This is a genomic window from Algoriphagus sp. SE2 (assembly GCF_039563885.1).
Taxonomy (GTDB): domain Bacteria; phylum Bacteroidota; class Bacteroidia; order Cytophagales; family Cyclobacteriaceae; genus Algoriphagus.
The window spans coordinates 102,133-119,988 of record NZ_JBCLWJ010000010.1 but is presented as its reverse complement, the minus strand read 5'-3'; the positions used below and the strand labels follow the sequence as shown (position 1 = coordinate 119,988).

Annotated in this window: 13 protein-coding genes; 7 read left to right on the top strand and 6 right to left on the bottom strand. The window is 35.9% G+C overall.

Features of this window, described 5'->3' with window-relative positions; translation table 11 throughout:
• The first annotated feature begins 158 nt into the window (after positions 1-158).
• Positions 159-1,034: an aldose 1-epimerase family protein gene (locus AAGF08_RS13140; protein ID WP_343511674.1), complete on the top strand. Its 876-nt coding sequence runs from the start codon at positions 159-161 to the stop codon at positions 1,032-1,034.
• On the opposite strand, the gene AAGF08_RS13135 is transcribed toward AAGF08_RS13140, so the two are convergent.
• From AAGF08_RS13135 to AAGF08_RS13110, 6 genes are all read right to left on the bottom strand, one after another.
• The gene (locus AAGF08_RS13135; RefSeq protein WP_343511673.1) at positions 1,035-1,925 is read right to left on the bottom strand and encodes a transglutaminase family protein; all 891 of its coding nucleotides are present in this window, start codon (positions 1,923-1,925) and stop codon (positions 1,035-1,037) included.
• Positions 1,922-4,459, bottom strand: coding sequence for a circularly permuted type 2 ATP-grasp protein (locus AAGF08_RS13130; protein WP_343511672.1), 2,538 nt, complete (start codon positions 4,457-4,459; stop codon positions 1,922-1,924). Before AAGF08_RS13130 ends, AAGF08_RS13135 begins: the two co-directional genes overlap by 4 nt.
• A 33-nt stretch (positions 4,460-4,492) precedes the next feature.
• Complete coding sequence (locus AAGF08_RS13125) at positions 4,493-7,840, bottom strand: transglutaminase family protein (protein WP_343511671.1); 3,348 nt, start codon at positions 7,838-7,840, stop codon at positions 4,493-4,495.
• 247 nt (positions 7,841-8,087) lie between these two features.
• Complete coding sequence (locus AAGF08_RS13120) at positions 8,088-9,179, bottom strand: PmoA family protein (protein ID WP_343511670.1); 1,092 nt, start codon at positions 9,177-9,179, stop codon at positions 8,088-8,090.
• A 40-nt stretch (positions 9,180-9,219) separates the two neighbouring features.
• The gene (locus AAGF08_RS13115; RefSeq protein ID WP_343511669.1) at positions 9,220-10,116 is read right to left on the bottom strand and encodes a sugar phosphate isomerase/epimerase family protein; all 897 of its coding nucleotides are present in this window, start codon (positions 10,114-10,116) and stop codon (positions 9,220-9,222) included.
• 21 nt (positions 10,117-10,137) lie between these two features.
• Positions 10,138-11,508: a Gfo/Idh/MocA family oxidoreductase gene (locus AAGF08_RS13110; protein WP_343511668.1), complete on the bottom strand. Its 1,371-nt coding sequence runs from the start codon at positions 11,506-11,508 to the stop codon at positions 10,138-10,140.
• A 285-nt stretch (positions 11,509-11,793) separates the two neighbouring features.
• Between AAGF08_RS13110 and AAGF08_RS13105 the strand changes: the two genes are divergently transcribed.
• From AAGF08_RS13105 to AAGF08_RS13080, 6 genes are all read left to right on the top strand, one after another.
• Positions 11,794-12,696: a bile acid:sodium symporter family protein gene (locus tag AAGF08_RS13105; protein ID WP_343511667.1), complete on the top strand. Its 903-nt coding sequence runs from the start codon at positions 11,794-11,796 to the stop codon at positions 12,694-12,696.
• A complete protein-coding gene (locus tag AAGF08_RS13100; protein ID WP_343511666.1) occupies positions 12,693-13,694 on the top strand; it encodes a lysophospholipid acyltransferase family protein in 1,002 nt (333 codons plus the stop codon). Before AAGF08_RS13105 ends, AAGF08_RS13100 begins: the two co-directional genes overlap by 4 nt.
• A gap of 75 nt (positions 13,695-13,769) precedes the next feature.
• Complete coding sequence (hppD, locus tag AAGF08_RS13095) at positions 13,770-14,864, top strand: 4-hydroxyphenylpyruvate dioxygenase (RefSeq protein ID WP_343511665.1); 1,095 nt, start codon at positions 13,770-13,772, stop codon at positions 14,862-14,864.
• Between the two features lie 96 nt (positions 14,865-14,960).
• A complete protein-coding gene (locus tag AAGF08_RS13090) occupies positions 14,961-15,557 on the top strand; it encodes a DUF502 domain-containing protein (RefSeq protein WP_343511663.1) in 597 nt (198 codons plus the stop codon).
• Between the two features lie 516 nt (positions 15,558-16,073).
• A complete protein-coding gene (locus AAGF08_RS13085; RefSeq protein ID WP_343511662.1) occupies positions 16,074-16,781 on the top strand; it encodes a mechanosensitive ion channel family protein in 708 nt (235 codons plus the stop codon).
• Between the two features lie 2 nt (positions 16,782-16,783).
• Positions 16,784-17,758, top strand: coding sequence for a YihY/virulence factor BrkB family protein (locus AAGF08_RS13080; protein ID WP_343511661.1), 975 nt, complete (start codon positions 16,784-16,786; stop codon positions 17,756-17,758).
• Positions 17,759-17,856: the final 98 nt, after the last annotated feature.

Here is a 17,856-nt window from a genome sequence, read left to right as displayed (position 1 = left end):
ATTCCAACCCATTTCAAGGATGATTCTTACATATTAGTTCATAAGACATGCCAGTTTAACTGTTTCATACCGAAAATAATGATAGACTAAAGAAAATTCTTTTTAATATTCTTTGCAGATTGATCAATAATAAATCTTGCCTTTAATTATTTTCGTGAATGAAATATTCTTTGCAGTCCAATTCTCTAAGTATTCAAATTACAAAAATCGGAATAGAACTTAGCTCTATTAAATCAAAAAAAACCGGTTTGGAATATATTTGGCAGGCAGATCCAACAATTTGGGCTAGTCATGCTCCGGTTTTATTCCCAATCATTGGCATCTTGAAAGATTGCTATACTTTGATAAACGGAGAAAAATATTTTATTCCAAAGCATGGACTTGTCAGGAATTCTGACAAAATCAATTTGATTCATTCCACGGAAAACACCTTACAATTTCGGTTTTCCTGGGATGAGGAGACTTTTCAAAAATATCCCTTTCAATTTCAATTTGATGTGATTTTTACTTTATCAGACAATTCAATCAAGGTTGAACATATTATCGAAAACCTTGGGGAAGAGACCATGTATTACTCAGTAGGTGGGCATCCAGCTTTTAATTGTCCACTTCACCCAGAAGAAAAATACGAGGATTACTTTTTGTCTTTTCCCGAGAAAGAAACTGATAGCACTTGGTTATTAGATGAAAATGGCTTGGTTAGTGATAAGCAAAAAAAGATTCTTGACAATAGTTCTAAACTAACCCTCAATAAACACTTATTTGATAATGATGCTTTGATTTTCAAGCATTTAAAATCAAAGAAAGTGTCATTGAATCACGTAATAAATGGCCCAATTTTATCTCTGGAATTTAAAGACTTTGAATATCTTGGAATTTGGGCAAAACCCGCAGCACCATTTGTTTGTATTGAACCTTGGCTTGGAATTGCAGACAGTTCACAGAGTAATCACGATTTTAAAAACAAAGAAGGTATACTTCAACTTGCCCCATTAAAACGTGATAGAAAGTCCTTTACTATTACCATAGAATAACTACAAAACACTTTCTTCTTCCAATTTAGTAACATCTACACTTACTTTCATTTCCTGTTCACTTCCACTGTAAACTATGCCTTTTAGAGGGGTGATATCTGCGAAATCACGGCCTATAGCTATTCTCAGATGTTTATCATTTACAAGTAGATTATTTGTGGCATCAAATTCTACCCAACCATGGTCAGGTATATAAATTGCAATCCAGGCATGGGATGCATCTGAACCGATTAATTTTGGTTTACCTGGAGGAGGCAAAGTTTCTATATATCCACTGACATATCTGGCTGCTAAACCCAAAACTCTCAAACAAGCCAATGAAAAATGTGCAAAATCCTGACAAACGCCTTTTTTGTGGTCAAAGACTTTTTGCAATGGAGTACTGATATCAGTAAAACCTGGAGTAAATGCAAAATCATGGAAGATTCTACTATTTAAGTCTTGCATTGCCTCCATAATTGGTCGCCCAGGCTTGAATGATTTTAAAGCATACTCCTTGATCCCGTCAATAAATGTCACATGGTTCGATTCCAAATAGTATTGACGTACCTCATTAGGCGCATTTGTACTGTGCAACCAATTTACCACTTGCTCCCAAGGTTTGGTTAATTTTGGATTGACTTTCATCCATGAAGGGGATCGCAGTTCCAAAATGCTCTGAGAAGTCACTGTCAACTTTTTATGAGACCTTTCAACAGAGAAATACAAATACTTATTTCCAAAGAAATCAATTCTCTCTACTTCCGAACTTGGTTTTGGACTTATTTCACAAAGATATTTCTCAACATTTTGAAATTCTGAATCTTGTGGAATCTGAAACATCAAATTATGACAAAGCCTCGCCGGAAACTTGTAGATATAATCTGTAATATGAATAATCTGATATTTCATATTTCTGGAATTACTGAAGTTTGAATCATGCTGTACTCCGATCCAGTATGACTAAAATATTTTTCATAAATCAAATCTGATGTATCATGCAAGAGCTCAATTATTTGGTCCAATAAAGCTATGAGATTATCAAATTCTTGTGTTAAAGGGTTTGGCACTGAAAGTTGGTCGATATCACAAAGTCTTATTTTTGTAATTGCCTCTAACAGCTTTTTCCTTTCGAAACCAAACATTTCATGATCATCTTTTATTGGTAAAGCTTTCAAATGATGGTCAATTTCCAATAGTTGGAAAATCAAGGATCTTGGATTGTCTTCATGTAAAATCAACAGGCTGAGCACTCCAGGCATTTCCAAATTAGATCTATATCGATATCGGTATGTAACCAGACTTTCATTACATCGTAATGTGTCTTCCATCAGCTCCTTATTAGATTCCGAGTCAAAAGATTGACTTAACATGCCTCTCAGTATCGTACAATTATTCGCAGCAGACTCAATAAACCTTCCAATATTTAATAAATGCCAGGTAGGTTCCCGAGTCATGTTATCTATATTCAAACCATAAAATGCCATTAATTTTACCACCATATTATCCAGACTATGGTAAGCTTTTGTTAAGGAGGTATTCGATTGACGCATGTTTGTCAACTCTTCAGTAATATTATCTAGAATCCTCCACGTATCTAAACTCAGACGATCTCTGACTGCATAGGCATTGGTTAAAAAAGATTGAATCGAATAAGCAATACTTCCCGGTTTTTCCACATTGTGAACAAGGTCTAATAGCTCAGGTTCCGGGTTCATCAGATGGCCCTTTTCCATAAATCCTGGTAAAGTCCCTGTCATTTTGGTAAGTGTTTTTAATAAAGAACTTAAAACTGGGGACTCGTGCACATGGATATCCTCATCTGCTTCATTGTAAGAAAGAAGCGTCATCCGCATCAATCGAACCGCATAAGCAGACCTTTCTAAATATCTACCAAGCCAAAATAACCTTTCACCTGTCCGACTTGGCAAAACATTTCGAACTAAAGGCTGAACTTTCACTGGTTTGGTAAAAGTTGAAACAATCTCTTTTGACTTTCCTAAAACCCAAGTGTCTTTACTAATTCCTCCAGATTGATTGGATACTAAAAACGCTCCTTTTTCCGGAGAACTCCTTGCAAGCCCTCCAGGCATTACTTTATAGCTTTTATGCTCTGAATCTGCTACTACATAACTTCTAAACACAGCATTTCTAGCTTCCAGTTTATTATTAATCCAAGAAGGAGAAGTGGAAAAATCAACCATCTCCTGACCAACAAACATTGATGGGTTACGCTGAATCTCTTTTTTAAGGGCTTTAATTTTCTCTTTCGATAAATCACCCCCGAATAGTGATTTATGATTTGTACCTCTATATATATTTCGGATAACCAGAGACTCAATGTTATCAAAGACATAAGTCAATTCCTTTGGCTGCCCACACCACCAAGTTGCAACAGATGGCAATTTTAGTTCCTCACCAAGCAAGTGTCTTGAGATTTTAGGTAAAAACGCCATGATGCCGGGATTCTCAAGAATTCTACACCCTAGGGGATTGATCACTAAAACTTTTTTCTGTCTAACCGCTTCCATTAATCCAACAACACCTAAATGGGAATTACTTTTAAATTCAAGTGGATCACAGAAGACATCATCCACACGGCGGATAATTACATCTACTTTTTCAAGACCCTTAATGGTTTTTAGCCAAACATATCCTTCACTGACCGTTAAATCTTCCCCAAAAGCCAGCGTAAAACCCATAAATGAAGATATATAGGCATGCTCAAAAAAAGTTTCATTAGTCGGCCCTGGAGAGAGCAATACTACTCTTGGATTTTCCTTATTATTAGTTAGGCTTGTTAAAGTGTTTTTAAAAGTCTGATAATAAGAGGTGATTTTACGAACATGATTTTCTCGAATCAATTCAGGAAAAACCCGAGTCATCGCAGCTCTATTCTCAAAAGTATAACCTGAGCCAGAAGGTGCATCAGTACGATCATGCAAAACCCACATCTTTCCATTAGGGCCTCTCGCTAAATCAGAGGAATATTGGATCAATTGCTGATCACCCTCCAACTTAATATCTTGTGCCTGTCTTAGAAATCCCCGGTGATTATATATCAATTCAAAAGGTAATAAACCTTCTTTAATCAAAGTTTGGGAACCATATAAGTCATTCAATATCAGGTTTAAAAGTTCCGTCCTTTGAATTAAACCTTTTTCTATACCTTCCCATTCCTGAGTATCAAAAATCAGTGGAACTGGATCCAAAATCCAGGGGCGGTTCATTCCGTCAGGATCACCATAAACATTATATGTTACTCCATTTTCACGGAGTTGTCGGCTAACTTCTTCCTGAAATTGCCTCATTTTCTCCGCACCTATCTGCTCGTAATATTTAGCTATTCTTTCCCAATGCGGTTGGATTTTGCCTTGATCGGTGGCCATTTCATCTAGAAATGGCGCATTATTGAACATCCTTTCTGTAAGATATGATTCAATCATTTGTCCTAATTGAACTAGTTCCAATTCTTTATATTAAAATCCCTTTTTCTTGTAGCGACGCAGATCCATTGTATAAGGAAATTCGGGATTAACTATTTCTGTTTCCACATCATAATAAGCCTTACTTTCAACTTTTGTAATATATCTACCAGTATTCTGGTCGTCTTTAATAGTCAAATTAACAGGATTATCAGTGGTAATTGTATGCCCAAAGTCGAAAAATCTTGAAATTCTTCTTGCTTCCGCTTCATTACTATTGATTGGGAAAGAATCATAACTTCTGCCACCGGGGTGCACTACATGATATTGACACGCAGCAACAGACTTTTTGGTCCAAGAATCATATAAGTCAATCACTAATGGTGTATCTATACCAATAGTGGGATGCAGAGCTGAAAAAGGTTGCCAAGCTCTATAACGGATACCTGCAACATACTCACCCTGAACTCCTGTGTTTTTAAGCGGAATCTTAAAGCCATTACACAGTAAATAATACCTTGAATCTGTTAAACCTGAAATTTTAACTTGTAAGCGTTCAAGCGAAGAATCAACATAACGGGCTGTACCTGAACTTGAAATTTCCTCACCTAATACGTGCCAAGGTTCTATTGCCATTCTTAGCTCTATATGAATTTCATCTGACTGCAATTCTCCGATTAACGGGAATCTAAAGCTGAAGAATGGGTCAAACCAGGAAATATCAAAATCATAACCAGCTCTTTTAAGATCATTTACCACTTCCTTCATGTCCTTTTGACAATAGTGTGGAAGTAAGAATTTATCATGAAGTGAAGTACCCCATCTGACCAATTTATGATTATAAGGCTCTCTCCAAAACCAACTCATTAAGGCTCTGATCAATAATAATTGAACCATACTCATTCGATAATGAGGAGGCATATCAAATCCCCTGAATTCCAGAATCCCTAGTCTACCGCTACTCGAGTCAGGTGAATACAATTTATCGATGCAAAATTCTGCACGATGTGTATTCCCAGTAATATCCACTAAAAGGTTCCTAAATATTCGATCAACCATCCAAAATGGAATTTCGTTTTCTTTTCCATTAGGCACTTGCTGAAAAGCCAATTCTAACTCATAGAGCATATCATCCCTTCCCTCATCAACTCGTGGAGCTTGGCTTGTCGGCCCAATAAATTGCGTAGAAAATAAATAGGATAATGCTGGATGATGTTGCCAATAAGTGATAAAACTACGTAATACATCAGGACGACGGAGCAAGGGACTATTTTCTGGTGTTGTTCCTCCAAGTGTAATATGATTTCCCCCCCCTGTTCCTGTATGCTTCCCATCCACATTAAATTTTTCGCTGATTAGGCGGGATTCACGGGCTTTTTCATACAAAACCCCGTAATTATTCAATACTTCCTTCCAAGTTTTAGCAGGCTGAATATTTACTTCAATCACTCCAGGGTCAGGAGTAATCATCATTTTTTCAATTCTAGTATCAGAGGGGGGATCATAGCCTTCAATCAGAATCGGTATTTTCAACTTTTTAGCAGTTCTTTCTACCGCACTTACTAAATCAAGATAATGTTCCATCTGCTTAGTAGGTGGGAAGAAAACAAAAAGCTTTCCTTCCCTGATTTCCACCACCAAGGTGGTTTTAAAAATTCGTTTGGAATTGATTGGAGGTTTCTTAGCTCTTAATTTTTTAGAAGATTTTGGTAATTTCTTAACCGGAGAAAACAAATCATTTTCTGGGATAACGAGCTCATCCTTGGGATCTGTATATTCTATGGAATCCAACGGAAGTCTCAATCCAGCAGGTGAATTTCCAGGAACTAAATACAAATCATCTCTTCTGAACTTCCATTTACAACTTTGCCATCTTTCTTCACTGAACTCCCATTCCAATGGAATCGAAAAACCAACTGGTTTTCCGAGGCCCTTATTTAAAAGTTCGGCAAGCTTCTGTCTTTCTAATGAGGACTTTAAATTAAATTTTTTCGGATTGATATTAACCGGTACGCGACCTTCCTGCCAAATGAAATAAAATGGATCTTCATAGAGTGGCGAAATATTGTTTTTATCAACATTGAGCTGCTTTACCAAATTAGTAATAAAGCTTTTGGCATGTCTATTATTTAGTTTATAGTCTTTTGATAAATCAGCCAACAGTGAATCGTCGTGCCAAATAGGTTTCCCGTCTTTTCTCCAAAAACAAGCTAATTTCCATCTTGGAAGGGGCTCTCCAGGATACCATTTCCCTTGTCCATATTGCATCAGGGCACCGTGACCAAATTGATCTTTGAGTTTATGAAATAAGATATTTGAAAGCTTTCTTTTATGCTCTCCATCGGCATCTGTATTCCATTCCGGCGCATCCTGATTGTCGATAGACACAAAGGTTGGCTCCCCTCCCATGGTCAATCTAACATCATTTGCTTCTAAATCTTCATCAACTTTATCCCCTACTAATTGGATCTTTTCCCAAACTTCCTCAGAATATGGTTTCGTAACTCTTGGTGTTTCTTCAATTCTTGTCACTTCATTTACAAAGTGAAGAGTTGTATCCGCAGGTTCTGCCATCCCTGAAATTGGGGCCGCATCCTGTGGGCTAGGAGTGCATGCTAATGGAATATGGCCTTCCCCAGCGAATAATCCAGAAGTTGAATCCAAACCAATCCAACCTGCACCAGGAATAAAAACTTCTGTCCACGCATGTAAATCTGTAAAATCCTCCTCTGGCCCTGATGGGCCATCTAAAGATTTTTCATCAGATTTTAATTGAATTAAATAACCGGAAGCGAATCTTGAAGCAAGCCCCAGATGTCTCAAAACAAGAACCATTAACCAGGCAAAATCCCGACAAGAACCGGATCCTAAGGTGAGTGTTACTTCACAAGATTGAACCCCTGGCTCCATCCTGACATGGTATTTCAATTCTTGATGGATTAATTGGTTGATAGCAACCAAATAATCTACAGTAATCATCTCTTTTTTTAATAATGCTTTTGCTCTTCTCACCAAATCCATCAATAAAGCTCCTTCTTCCTTTATCTCTAAATATGGAACAAGCTGACCATATAAACCTTCCTCATATTTGAAAGGAAACTCATGAGCATAATCTTCTACAAAAAAATCGAATGGATTAATTACTACCATATCGGCGATAACTTCAACATCAATTTCAAAAAACTTTACTTTTTCAGGAAAAACAATTCTAGCCAGATAGTTCCCAAAAGGGTCTTGCTGCCAGTTAATAAAATGGTTATCTGGCCTTACATTTAAAGAATAGCCTTTTATATAAGTTCTTGAATGAGGGGCGGGACGGAGTCGGATGACTTGTGGTCCTAAAGTAATAGGACTATCGTAATCGTATCGTGTATAATGCCTTACGGCAACCTTAATAGACATAGCATAGGATTAATTCTGAAACAAAGATAATAGCGTCAGAATCATATAAATTTGACTTTTTTTTCATCGATTTTGGCAAGATGAGAGATTGTTGTTAAAGTAATTTAAAATAAGGATAAGACTTTAAAAAAATTAGAAAATTACATGTGGATCACTACTTAATTTAAATATTGATAGCATTTCAAATCAAAAAAAAGCACTAACTCATGTCAGCGCTTTTTAATTGTAAATAAGATTTTTAATGAGATTAATTGGTCTTCCAACTATCATAAAGTTGGTTGATTTCCATTGGGCTAAGTTCCTTTCCAGAAATAATATCTACTTTAAATTTAAATGTCATTGACTGCCCGTCTTCCAATTTATAATTCAATTCTTCTTTTCCTTCACTCATTGCTTTTTGACCTAATGGATTTGCAGCGAATAATCCATAACCCCGTGCATGCCAATAAGTAGGATAGCCTACATTTCCCGGATGATCATATATAATGACAGAAATTGGTTCCTGACCTATTTTTCCGGCCAGTTCCACCCAATCTCCACGGGTACCCCAAACATCATCACCTTTATTTCCATTACTGCTCGTATACATCCCAGTAATACCTTCATTATTCATGGTGGGAACATCAGTGACTTTTCCTGAGGCATCAGTGAAAAGTTCTGGTTTTGTAGATGGGTGTTCCAGTTCTCTGGCAACCCTGATTGCAAGCATTCCCTCTTTATTATCTGTAAATGATACAGGCCCATTTATAGCGGTTAAAATGGAAATTCTTTCTATAGAGCGGTCCGATCCATCAGCAGTGAATATAAATGTGGTATTTTCCTCTAATAGGGTTTCCCCTGCCTCATTTTTCCATTCCTGAGTTACTTCAAGTTGCCCTCTTGATCCTGAGGAAGAAATTGAATTTATTTTACTCAGTACAATATGCCCATAATTAGATTTCTTATCTGCTGGGATTGCATAGGAATTATTCCAAAAGTCTAATCCATTGACATCTCCATAATTAAACCAAAGTCCAATATGATGTGGGTGATCAAATCTTTCTCCAGGCCTTGGAGCGAGTGGCCACCCTCTTGTTATTGTGGTTCCTTCGGAGGTATTAATAGGAAACAAAACAGGTTTGTCTAAAGTATCAGGATAGATAAATGAAGTAAATAATTTCCCATCCACTAAAACATCTATTTTCTTTTCCGCTTCATTTTGAATCAGTTCAAGTTTAGGTGATTGATTCTCCATTTCTTCAGAATTTTCAGTAGAATTAGTTGTTCCTGAGCTACAGGCTACCATAAAAGTCAAGGCAGTTATACCAAGAAATAACTTTTTTGTTAGGTTCAATTGCATGGGTTTATAGTTGATAATACGTTGATTAATTTATTAAAAGTTAAACAATCCCCAAGGCTGTTGCCTTTAAGGAATTAAACAATGCAAGTTGTTCTTTTAGAGCTGCAATTCTATCTGCAGGTTCTGTTCTTGCCTCCATTAAAATCCAACCATCATAATTCATTTTTGCAAAAAGTTTGAATAATTCTGGATATGGATAATCTCCCTCGTTGAATTCACGCACATGAACAGTATCTCCAAACCACTTTTTAACCGAGTTAAAATTTGCTTCTAACCCTGGTTCCAATAAATCCTCAGGATTGCAATTCCAGCAAATTTTCACATTAGGATCAGTCACTTGATCAAAAATTGCTTTCATGTTTGGTAATTCCTGAGTCAAGTGACCATGAACTTCCACTCTGACTAATTGACCATAATCACCCGCATATTTACCAATTTCATTGAATGACCTTGCAATCTGAGCAATAGTCTTTTCCTTGGGAACTTCTGAGGGAAGATTATTAGGTTTTACTTTTATCCCAGTTGCTCCTATGTCTTTACATAATTTGATGTATTCTTTGGTTTGGGAAATGTTATCCTGAAGAACTTTAGGGTCCGGACTATGATATTCAAAATTACTTCCATACCCTAAGCAGGTTACTGGGCTATCTTCAAATCGTTTTTTTACATTTTCCCTTTGCTGCGCGTTAAGTGAGGTTTCTACGCCATGAGCATGCTGAGTTCGGAGCTCTAGCCCCAATACCCCTGTTTTCTCACAATTACTGATCAAAGTAGGAAGATCCCAGTCTCTACCCCATTGGTAAGTGACCAAACCAAATTGCATTCCTTTCGCTTGTGATTTAGCAAAAGAATTAAGTGGCAAATTTCCGACACTTAAAGCGAATCCAGCTGCCATGCTTTTTAGAAGAAATTCTCTTCTTGAATTAGATTCATTCATAGTTTTTCTTTTTATAAGAAATCAAACTTGGTTAGGTACTTCAAAATTTTTGCGATAATCTCTTTTCAATAGTTTATCTGCAGCTTTGTCTTTGACAAATTTTTCAGTTTTCCCATCAAAATGTAACTGTTTTCCAGTCAAGTATGAAATATTGGCAATCAAAGGAAGAACTGATGACTTATGCCCTTCTTCAATATCACAATGAAGAATTGAATCACTTTCTCCCCGAATTGCATCAAGAAAGTTGGCATAATGCTCGGCACCACCTGGGGCTGCCAAAACCTGATTATTGGAAGCAACCTCCTCTCTTTTCTTGCTCATTGCAAATGGTTCTTTTTCATTTAATTTAAATGCTTTCCAAGTACCACCATTTAATTCCAAATACCCTTCCGTGCCATAAAACATATTTCCTATTTTAATACCTAGACTTGACTCCCCATTGGTGTACCTTCCCCTAGTTTCAAATTCAAGCGTTTTACCATCTGCATATTTAAAAACTGAAGTTTGGGTATTCGGAGTTTCTTGAGAACATTCTTCAGGAGAGATTCCATATATAGCTCCTGATGAATACACTGAATCTGGATGTTCATTTTTATTCAACCCCCATCTTGCTACGTCAAATTGGTGCGGTCCCTGATTACCCGTATCCCCATTTCCTGTAGCCCAGTGCCAATGCCAATTATAATGGACCTTCTTTTCATTATATGGCTGATAGGGCGCCGGACCTAACCATTGATCATAGTGCAAAGAAGCAGGAGGAGTACTGTCTGCAGCAATCCCAAATGAATTTCTTGGTTTATAACAAAGACCTCTCGCCATATACACATCTCCTATTCCACCCTCATGGAGGAATTTCATTGCTTCCATAACGTTAAGAATAGATCTATTTTGGAAACCAACCTGTACCCTCCTATTATATTTCCGAGCGGCTTCCACCATTTTTCTTCCTTCAAAAACATTATGGCTTGCCGGCTTCTCCACATAAACATGTTTTCCTGCCTGACATGCCCATATAGTGCCCAAAGCATGCCAGTGATTTGGTACTGCAAATGAAACAGCATCAATTTCCTGATCGTCAAAAACCCTTCGCATATCCCATTCTGTCAATGGAGTCACTCCCGTTTTTTCAATAACAATTTTCAATTTTTCAGGATAATATTGCTCATCTACATCACAAAGAGTCTTTAAACGAACATTACGATTTTCTTTAAGTGCACACCATTGGTTGATGTGATTTGTGCCTTGCCCTCGAATTCCAATTACTGCTAAATTAATCCTTTCATTGGCTCCAATTATTGATCCATAAGACTTCGCAGACATGGACATTCCAGTCATTGCTATTCCGGCCGTTCCTAATACGGATTTCTTTATAAACTCTCTCCTTTTGGTCATAATAGTGCAGTATTTTGGGTTAAATCTTAATTTTATAAATTTTTAATGGACCTGCTATTAAAAAAATTATCTTATTAATTATTCACAGTTCCATTCATTCAATCTAAAGATTATCCACATAGCATTCAATATGATTTATTTAGACAGAAATAAAAGATGCGGAAACGATTTCGAACTATCCTTAAGCCAAAACATCCTAAGCGAAAACACATGTAGAAATAAATATCTGACTCTAAAAGCAATTTAGACTTTGATATTTCAAGAAATCGTTGGATTTTCGGTTTAATGACCCAATCTAATGAACTGGATTCAATCCAGCTAAATTTCTCACCAGGAGACCTCATTTTACTCAATCTTGCCTTAGCATTAATCATGTATGGCGTGGCATTGGATTTAAGATTCAAGGATTTCAACTACCTGGTAAAGAATCCAAAAGGTTTTTTTTTAGGAGTTTTTTCACAATTTATCTTACTTCCTTTTTTGACCTGGGGATTGATAAACATCATAAACCCTCCACCAAGTGTAGCACTAGGGATGTTTCTTGTCGCAGCCTGCCCAGGAGGAAATGTATCAAATTTTCTCACCAATTTTGCAAAAGGGAATACTGCTTTATCCATCAGTTTAACGGGATTCTCAAGTTTAGCGTCAATTATTACGACACCCTTGAATTTTGCTTTATGGGCTAGTTTATATTCACCTACATCTATCCTATTAAAGGATATTGAATTGGATTATTTAGATGCTTTTCTCACTGTTTCTATGATTTTAGGAATTCCTCTTATTTTGGGAATCATAACGCATCAAAAAGCTCCAATTCTTGCAGAAAAAGCATCCAAAATTCTAAAACCCGTTAGTCTTTTAATCTTCTCTGCATTCATTATTTTAGCTTTTATGGGAAACTTAGATCTATTCTTAAAGTATATTTCTGTCATTTTTTTATGGGTTTTAGCACACAATTGTATTGCTTTGGGGGCTGGTTTTAGCATCGGAAAGATTTTTGGATTACCCTTAGCCGATGTGAAAACATTAACCATTGAAACAGGGATTCAAAATTCCGGTTTGGGATTGGTTTTGATCTTTACTTATTTTAATGGTTTAGGAGGGATGGCTATAATTACCGCTTTTTGGGGAATTTGGCATTTAATCTCTGGAATGACCATCGCCGCGCTATGGAAAAATAAAGAATGAAAGACATAATAAATTATTTGCTTCGCCTTTTAGTGAAAGCTTGCCTTCATCTCTATTTCAAGAAAATTAATGTTCAGGGCAAAACCAATATTCCTAAAAATAGACCTGTGATTTTGGTGGCAAATCACCAAAATGCATTAATTGATCCCTTACTATTAGCAACCCACACAAAGCTTAACCCCTATTTCCTTACTAGGGCCTCCGTATTTAAGAATCCTATAGCAGCTAAACTTTTGGATTTTATAAGAATGCTTCCCGTTTACAGGGTTCGTGATGGATTTTCCACCATTCAGCAAAACCAATTGATTTTTGATAAAACGTACGAGATTCTCAAGAAAAATGGAACTGTCATAATTTTTGCTGAAGGAAGTCATAGCGATATCAGAAATTTAAGGCCTCTCAGTAAAGGATTTACCAGGATGGCATTTGGTCTCAAGGAAAAATACCCTGATGCTAAACCTGTTATTTTGCCAGTTGGAATTAATTTTTCTGCGCATAAAAGATCTGGGAGTAGAGTCAGTATGGTTTTTGGTACCCCGATAGAAGTTAATATGCCCAATTCCCAATCCGGGAAGCTGACGAAATCTGTCGAGAAGGCATTGCATCATTTGGTAGTTGAGATTCCTGAAGAAAATTATGAGGAAAACCTAAAAAATCTAATAGATAATGGTGTTGACTTAACTGATAAACAAGCTGTAGACGAGTTTTTAGATACAGGAAAAGTTGAAAACCCAATTCAACCAAATTCTGGGTTGAATAATAAGCTAATGAAAATATTCCATTTTCCGCTTTATTGGGTTTGGCTTTGGAGATCACCCAAGATCAAGGATAAAGTATTTAACTCAACAATAAAATTCCTGATTGGATTTACAATGGGACCTATTTATTATTTGGGATTAATTTTATTAGCGCTAGGATCTAGCTTTGGTACATGGGCTTTGGCATTTCTGATTATGGCAGTCATTACACTTTGGGGAAATAAAAATCCTCAAGAATAAGTTTACTTTAGCCAAATATTCTTTTGTTTATTTTTTAACTTTGACTAACGATTAAAACCCAAAAATAACTTGACTATGTCTAATGATTTCTTACCTATAAACGGGACAGATTATGTGGAGCTTTATGTTGGCAATGCCAAACAATCTTCATTATTTTATCAATATGCATTTGGCTTTAAATTAATAGCATATGCGGGTCCAGAAACAGGCTTGAAAGACAGAGCATCTTACGTGCTGAAGCAAGATAAAATTCGATTAGTTCTTACTTCTCCTTTATCCCCTGATGGTCCAATTTCTGAGCATATAACCAAACATGGAGATGGTGTTAAAGTATTAGCTCTATGGGTTGATGATGCAGAGAAATCCTGGTATGAAACTACTACTCGGGGAGCTGAGTCAGCAGAGGAACCTGCAATTATTTCTGATGAATTTGGAGAAGTAAAAACTGCATCGATTAAAACCTATGGAGATACGATCCATACGTTTGTAGAAAGAAAGAATTACACTGGAATATTTCTTCCTGGATATGTTAAGAAAACAAGCAAATACAAAGCAAAATCCATTGGTTTGAAATATATAGATCATTGTGTTGGAAATGTGGAGCTTGGTGAAATGAACCGTTGGGTCAATTTTTATGAGGAAGTGATGGGATTCAAATTATTGATCACTTTCGATGATCAAGATATTTCAACAGAATATTCAGCATTGATGTCCAAAGTAGTATCTAATGGAAATGGTTATATCAAATTCCCTATAAACGAGCCCGCTGAAGGAAAGAAAAAATCACAAATTGAAGAGTATCTTGATTTCTATCATGGACCTGGAGTGCAGCATATGGCTATAGCTACAGATGATATCATTCACACCGTATCAGAATTAAGGCAAAGAGGGGTTGAATTTTTGGAAGTTCCTCAATCTTATTACGACGATTTACTCGACCGCGTAGGTAAAATAGATGAGGACCTCCAACCTTTGAAAGATTTAAATATTTTAGTGGATAGAGATGAAGAAGGATACCTACTTCAAATTTTCACTAAACCAGTTCAGGATAGACCAACGTTATTCTTTGAGATTATCCAGAGAAAAGGAGCTAAATCCTTTGGAAAGGGTAATTTTAAAGCACTTTTTGAGGCAATAGAACGAGAGCAGGAATTGAGAGGGAATCTATAAAAAGAGTCGGCATAAGCCGACTCTTTTTATTTCTATCCTTTTTCAAGTTTTTTTAATGACTGAAAAGCTGTAAATTTTTTAATAATTCAAATTGCCATGAAAAAAGTATTAGGTATCATTTCTCAAACCGTCAAGGGAGGTATCTTTTTTTTAATCCCTATCATTTTAGCAATAATCTTATTAGAAAAGGCTTTGATGATATTGAAACCAATAACAACTTTTTTAAGTAAAAAATTTGGTGATGAGATTTGGCTATTCGATACTCCTTATTTTTTAGCGATCCTAGTTTTGATTATTTTCTGTTTCCTAGCTGGGTATATCGCGAACCAAGGATTGGGAAAGAAAATGGTTCTTTGGATTGAAAAAAATATCCTGACTCTTTTTCCCGGATATCAGTTAATGAAAAATACTTTTGAAAATACGGCAGGAATAGATACAGAAATAAGTTTTCCTGTTGTTTTAGTACCCATTGATGGTTGGATGTTGGCATTTCTCGTTGATGAATTGGAGTCAGGGAAGCAAGTGGTATTCGTTCCCTCCGCTCCAAATACCTGGGAAGGGAATGTGATTATTTTTGAAAAAGAAAAAATAAAATCCACCAATCTTTCTCAGGCAGATGTACAGAAAATTATGAGGCAATTAGGGTTAAATTCAAAAAGTATTTTAGACAATATTCAGATAAAATCACCTTAAGAACGAACGACACATTTTTATTTCCTCTACGGAATAAATTCCCCAAAACGGGAAAAAATATTTTTAAGCTGAAGCAAACATTATTTGACACGCTTTTAATTAGAAAAAGAAATCTTGCCAAATTAATTCATAAATGATTCTAAATCAGTCTATTGATCTATAATTCAATCTTGTTTAAACTTAAAGTTTCGAATTAAGAAAGTAAGCAAAACATAATAATTTTAATTCTCTATCATGGCATGATCATTTCTCTTAATTCAAAAGAATAAAAATTGGATCATGGAATTAGCGGAAATATTTGGGTACAATACCCAACAAGTATTTGAGAAAATTAAAGAAAAGTTACAGTCTTGGGGTGAAGCAGCAATAACCAGTTTACCAAATTTGGTTCTTGCTATATTAATTATAACTCTTTCAGTTTTTTTAGCGAGGAAGCTAAAATTATACTCCAACAGATATTTGAATAAATTTCATATTAATCCTACCATTAGTAGGTTTTTGAGCCAAATAATTTTTATGGCTATTCTGATTTTGGGAGTTATGCTCTCACTTTCAGCGCTGGAACTCACTAAAACTGTTTCTTCTATTTTGGCAGGTTTGGGAATTATAGGACTAGCCTTAGGTTTTGCATTTCAAGACACTGCAGCAAATTTTATGTCTGGTGTCTTTATAACGTTTAATCAGCCATATAAAATAGGAGATATAATTCAGACCAAAGATGGTCACGAAGGGAAAGTCATCGATGTTAATTTAAGAGTGACCAAAATCAGGACTTACAATGGGCCGATTGTTCATGTCCCAAATAGAATGCTTTTTCAGGAATACTTTATTAATTACACGGAAGAAGGGAAAAGAAGAATCCAAATAGAATGTGGAATAAGTTATGGTGAAGATTTAGAAACGGTTCAAAAAATTGCTTTGGAAGCTATGGATGGGTTACCTAGCAGATTAAAATCGGAAGATCCATCCATCTTCTGGACTGGTTTCGGAGATAGTTCTATTAATTTTATTTTAAATATCTGGGTGAAATTTTCTACTACTGAAGTGAATTTTATTCCTGCTAGGAATGAAGCCATTATTGCTTTAAAGAAAGCATTTGATAAAGAAGGAATAACTATTCCATTCCCAATAAGAACTTTAGATTTTGGAATAAAAGGAGGAGTAAGAATGAATGAGGAGCTCAAAGAGTTGAAAATCGCCGAACTAAACGGGAATTCAAATTAATCATGGAGGCACATCCAAAGGAGGATTTACTTTCTCCGAGTAAATTCAAAATTAAGCATCTGCCACAATTAATTGTTTTAGCCTTCAAAAGATGGAATGCTTCTGACCCTGCCAGGCTGAGTGCTGTCGTTGCATATTATGCTGTACTTTCTTTACCCGCTCTACTTGTAATAGTGGTAAATTCAGTGGGTGCGATATGGGGAAATGATATTGTTGCTGGAAGATTATCTTCACAATTTCAGGAAATATTAGGAGCTGATACCGCAAATATTATTGAAGAGATGATTATAAGTACCCAGTTTAGTGGCAAGTCCACTCTTGCCACTATTGTGGGTTTGGGTACTCTCCTTTTTGGAGCCACAGGGGTTTTTTACCATTTAAAAGTTTCTCTAAATCAGATCTGGGAATTAAAGCTTACCGAGAAAATATCATGGTATAGGCTAGCAAAGGATCGGTTAATCAGTTTTGGCTTTGTATTAGTTTTAGGATTTCTCCTCCTGATAAGTTTTATTTTAACTGCTACAATTTCCATTCTGAAGGACTATATTTCTACCAAACTACCCGAATTCGTTGTTTATGTAGCATTTATAATGGACTGGATCCTGTCATTGGCCATAATTACCCTATTATTTGGGTTGATTTTTAAATATTTACCTGATGCCAAAATACGTTGGAAGACTGTTTGGGTTGGCGCTTTTCTAACAGCTACTTTATTTGTGTTAGGTGAAGTCCTACTTAGCTTATATTTTGGCGCCACAAATCCAGGTTCAACTTATGGTGCAGCAGGTTCACTAATTTTAATTTTGCTATGGGTTTCTTATTCCTGTTTGATTTTCTTTTTTGGTGCGGAATTCACCAAAGTGTTTTCAATTAAATACGGATATGGAATCATCCCTTATCATCATTTTTCAAGAGTTAAAAAAAAAGAAGTTATAATTGATAAGAATTCCAATTTCGATGAATTTTCCGATTCTTGAAGTAATTCAAAATTAGCAAGTATAAATACGAAGTTTATCTCCTGAAAAGAGTATAAATCAATATGCATATCCTTTTGGTATTGGGGTAAGAAAGTACT

Excerpts from the sequence above, each read along its gene's own strand:
- AAGF08_RS13140 (WP_343511674.1), top strand. The coding sequence starts at position 159 with ATGAAATATTCTTTGCAGTCCAATTCTCTAAGTATTCAAATTACAAAA.
- AAGF08_RS13135 (WP_343511673.1), bottom strand. The coding sequence starts at position 1,925 with ATGAAATATCAGATTATTCATATTACAGATTATATCTACAAGTTTCCG.
- AAGF08_RS13130 (WP_343511672.1), bottom strand. The coding sequence starts at position 4,459 with ATGATTGAATCATATCTTACAGAAAGGATGTTCAATAATGCGCCATTT.
- AAGF08_RS13125 (WP_343511671.1), bottom strand. The coding sequence starts at position 7,840 with ATGTCTATTAAGGTTGCCGTAAGGCATTATACACGATACGATTACGAT.
- AAGF08_RS13120 (WP_343511670.1), bottom strand. The coding sequence starts at position 9,179 with ATGCAATTGAACCTAACAAAAAAGTTATTTCTTGGTATAACTGCCTTG.
- AAGF08_RS13115 (WP_343511669.1), bottom strand. The coding sequence starts at position 10,116 with ATGAATGAATCTAATTCAAGAAGAGAATTTCTTCTAAAAAGCATGGCA.
- AAGF08_RS13110 (WP_343511668.1), bottom strand. The coding sequence starts at position 11,508 with ATGACCAAAAGGAGAGAGTTTATAAAGAAATCCGTATTAGGAACGGCC.
- AAGF08_RS13105 (WP_343511667.1), top strand. The coding sequence starts at position 11,794 with ATGACCCAATCTAATGAACTGGATTCAATCCAGCTAAATTTCTCACCA.
- AAGF08_RS13100 (WP_343511666.1), top strand. The coding sequence starts at position 12,693 with ATGAAAGACATAATAAATTATTTGCTTCGCCTTTTAGTGAAAGCTTGC.
- hppD (WP_343511665.1), top strand. The coding sequence starts at position 13,770 with ATGTCTAATGATTTCTTACCTATAAACGGGACAGATTATGTGGAGCTT.
- AAGF08_RS13090 (WP_343511663.1), top strand. The coding sequence starts at position 14,961 with ATGAAAAAAGTATTAGGTATCATTTCTCAAACCGTCAAGGGAGGTATC.
- AAGF08_RS13085 (WP_343511662.1), top strand. The coding sequence starts at position 16,074 with ATGGCTATTCTGATTTTGGGAGTTATGCTCTCACTTTCAGCGCTGGAA.
- AAGF08_RS13080 (WP_343511661.1), top strand. The coding sequence starts at position 16,784 with ATGGAGGCACATCCAAAGGAGGATTTACTTTCTCCGAGTAAATTCAAA.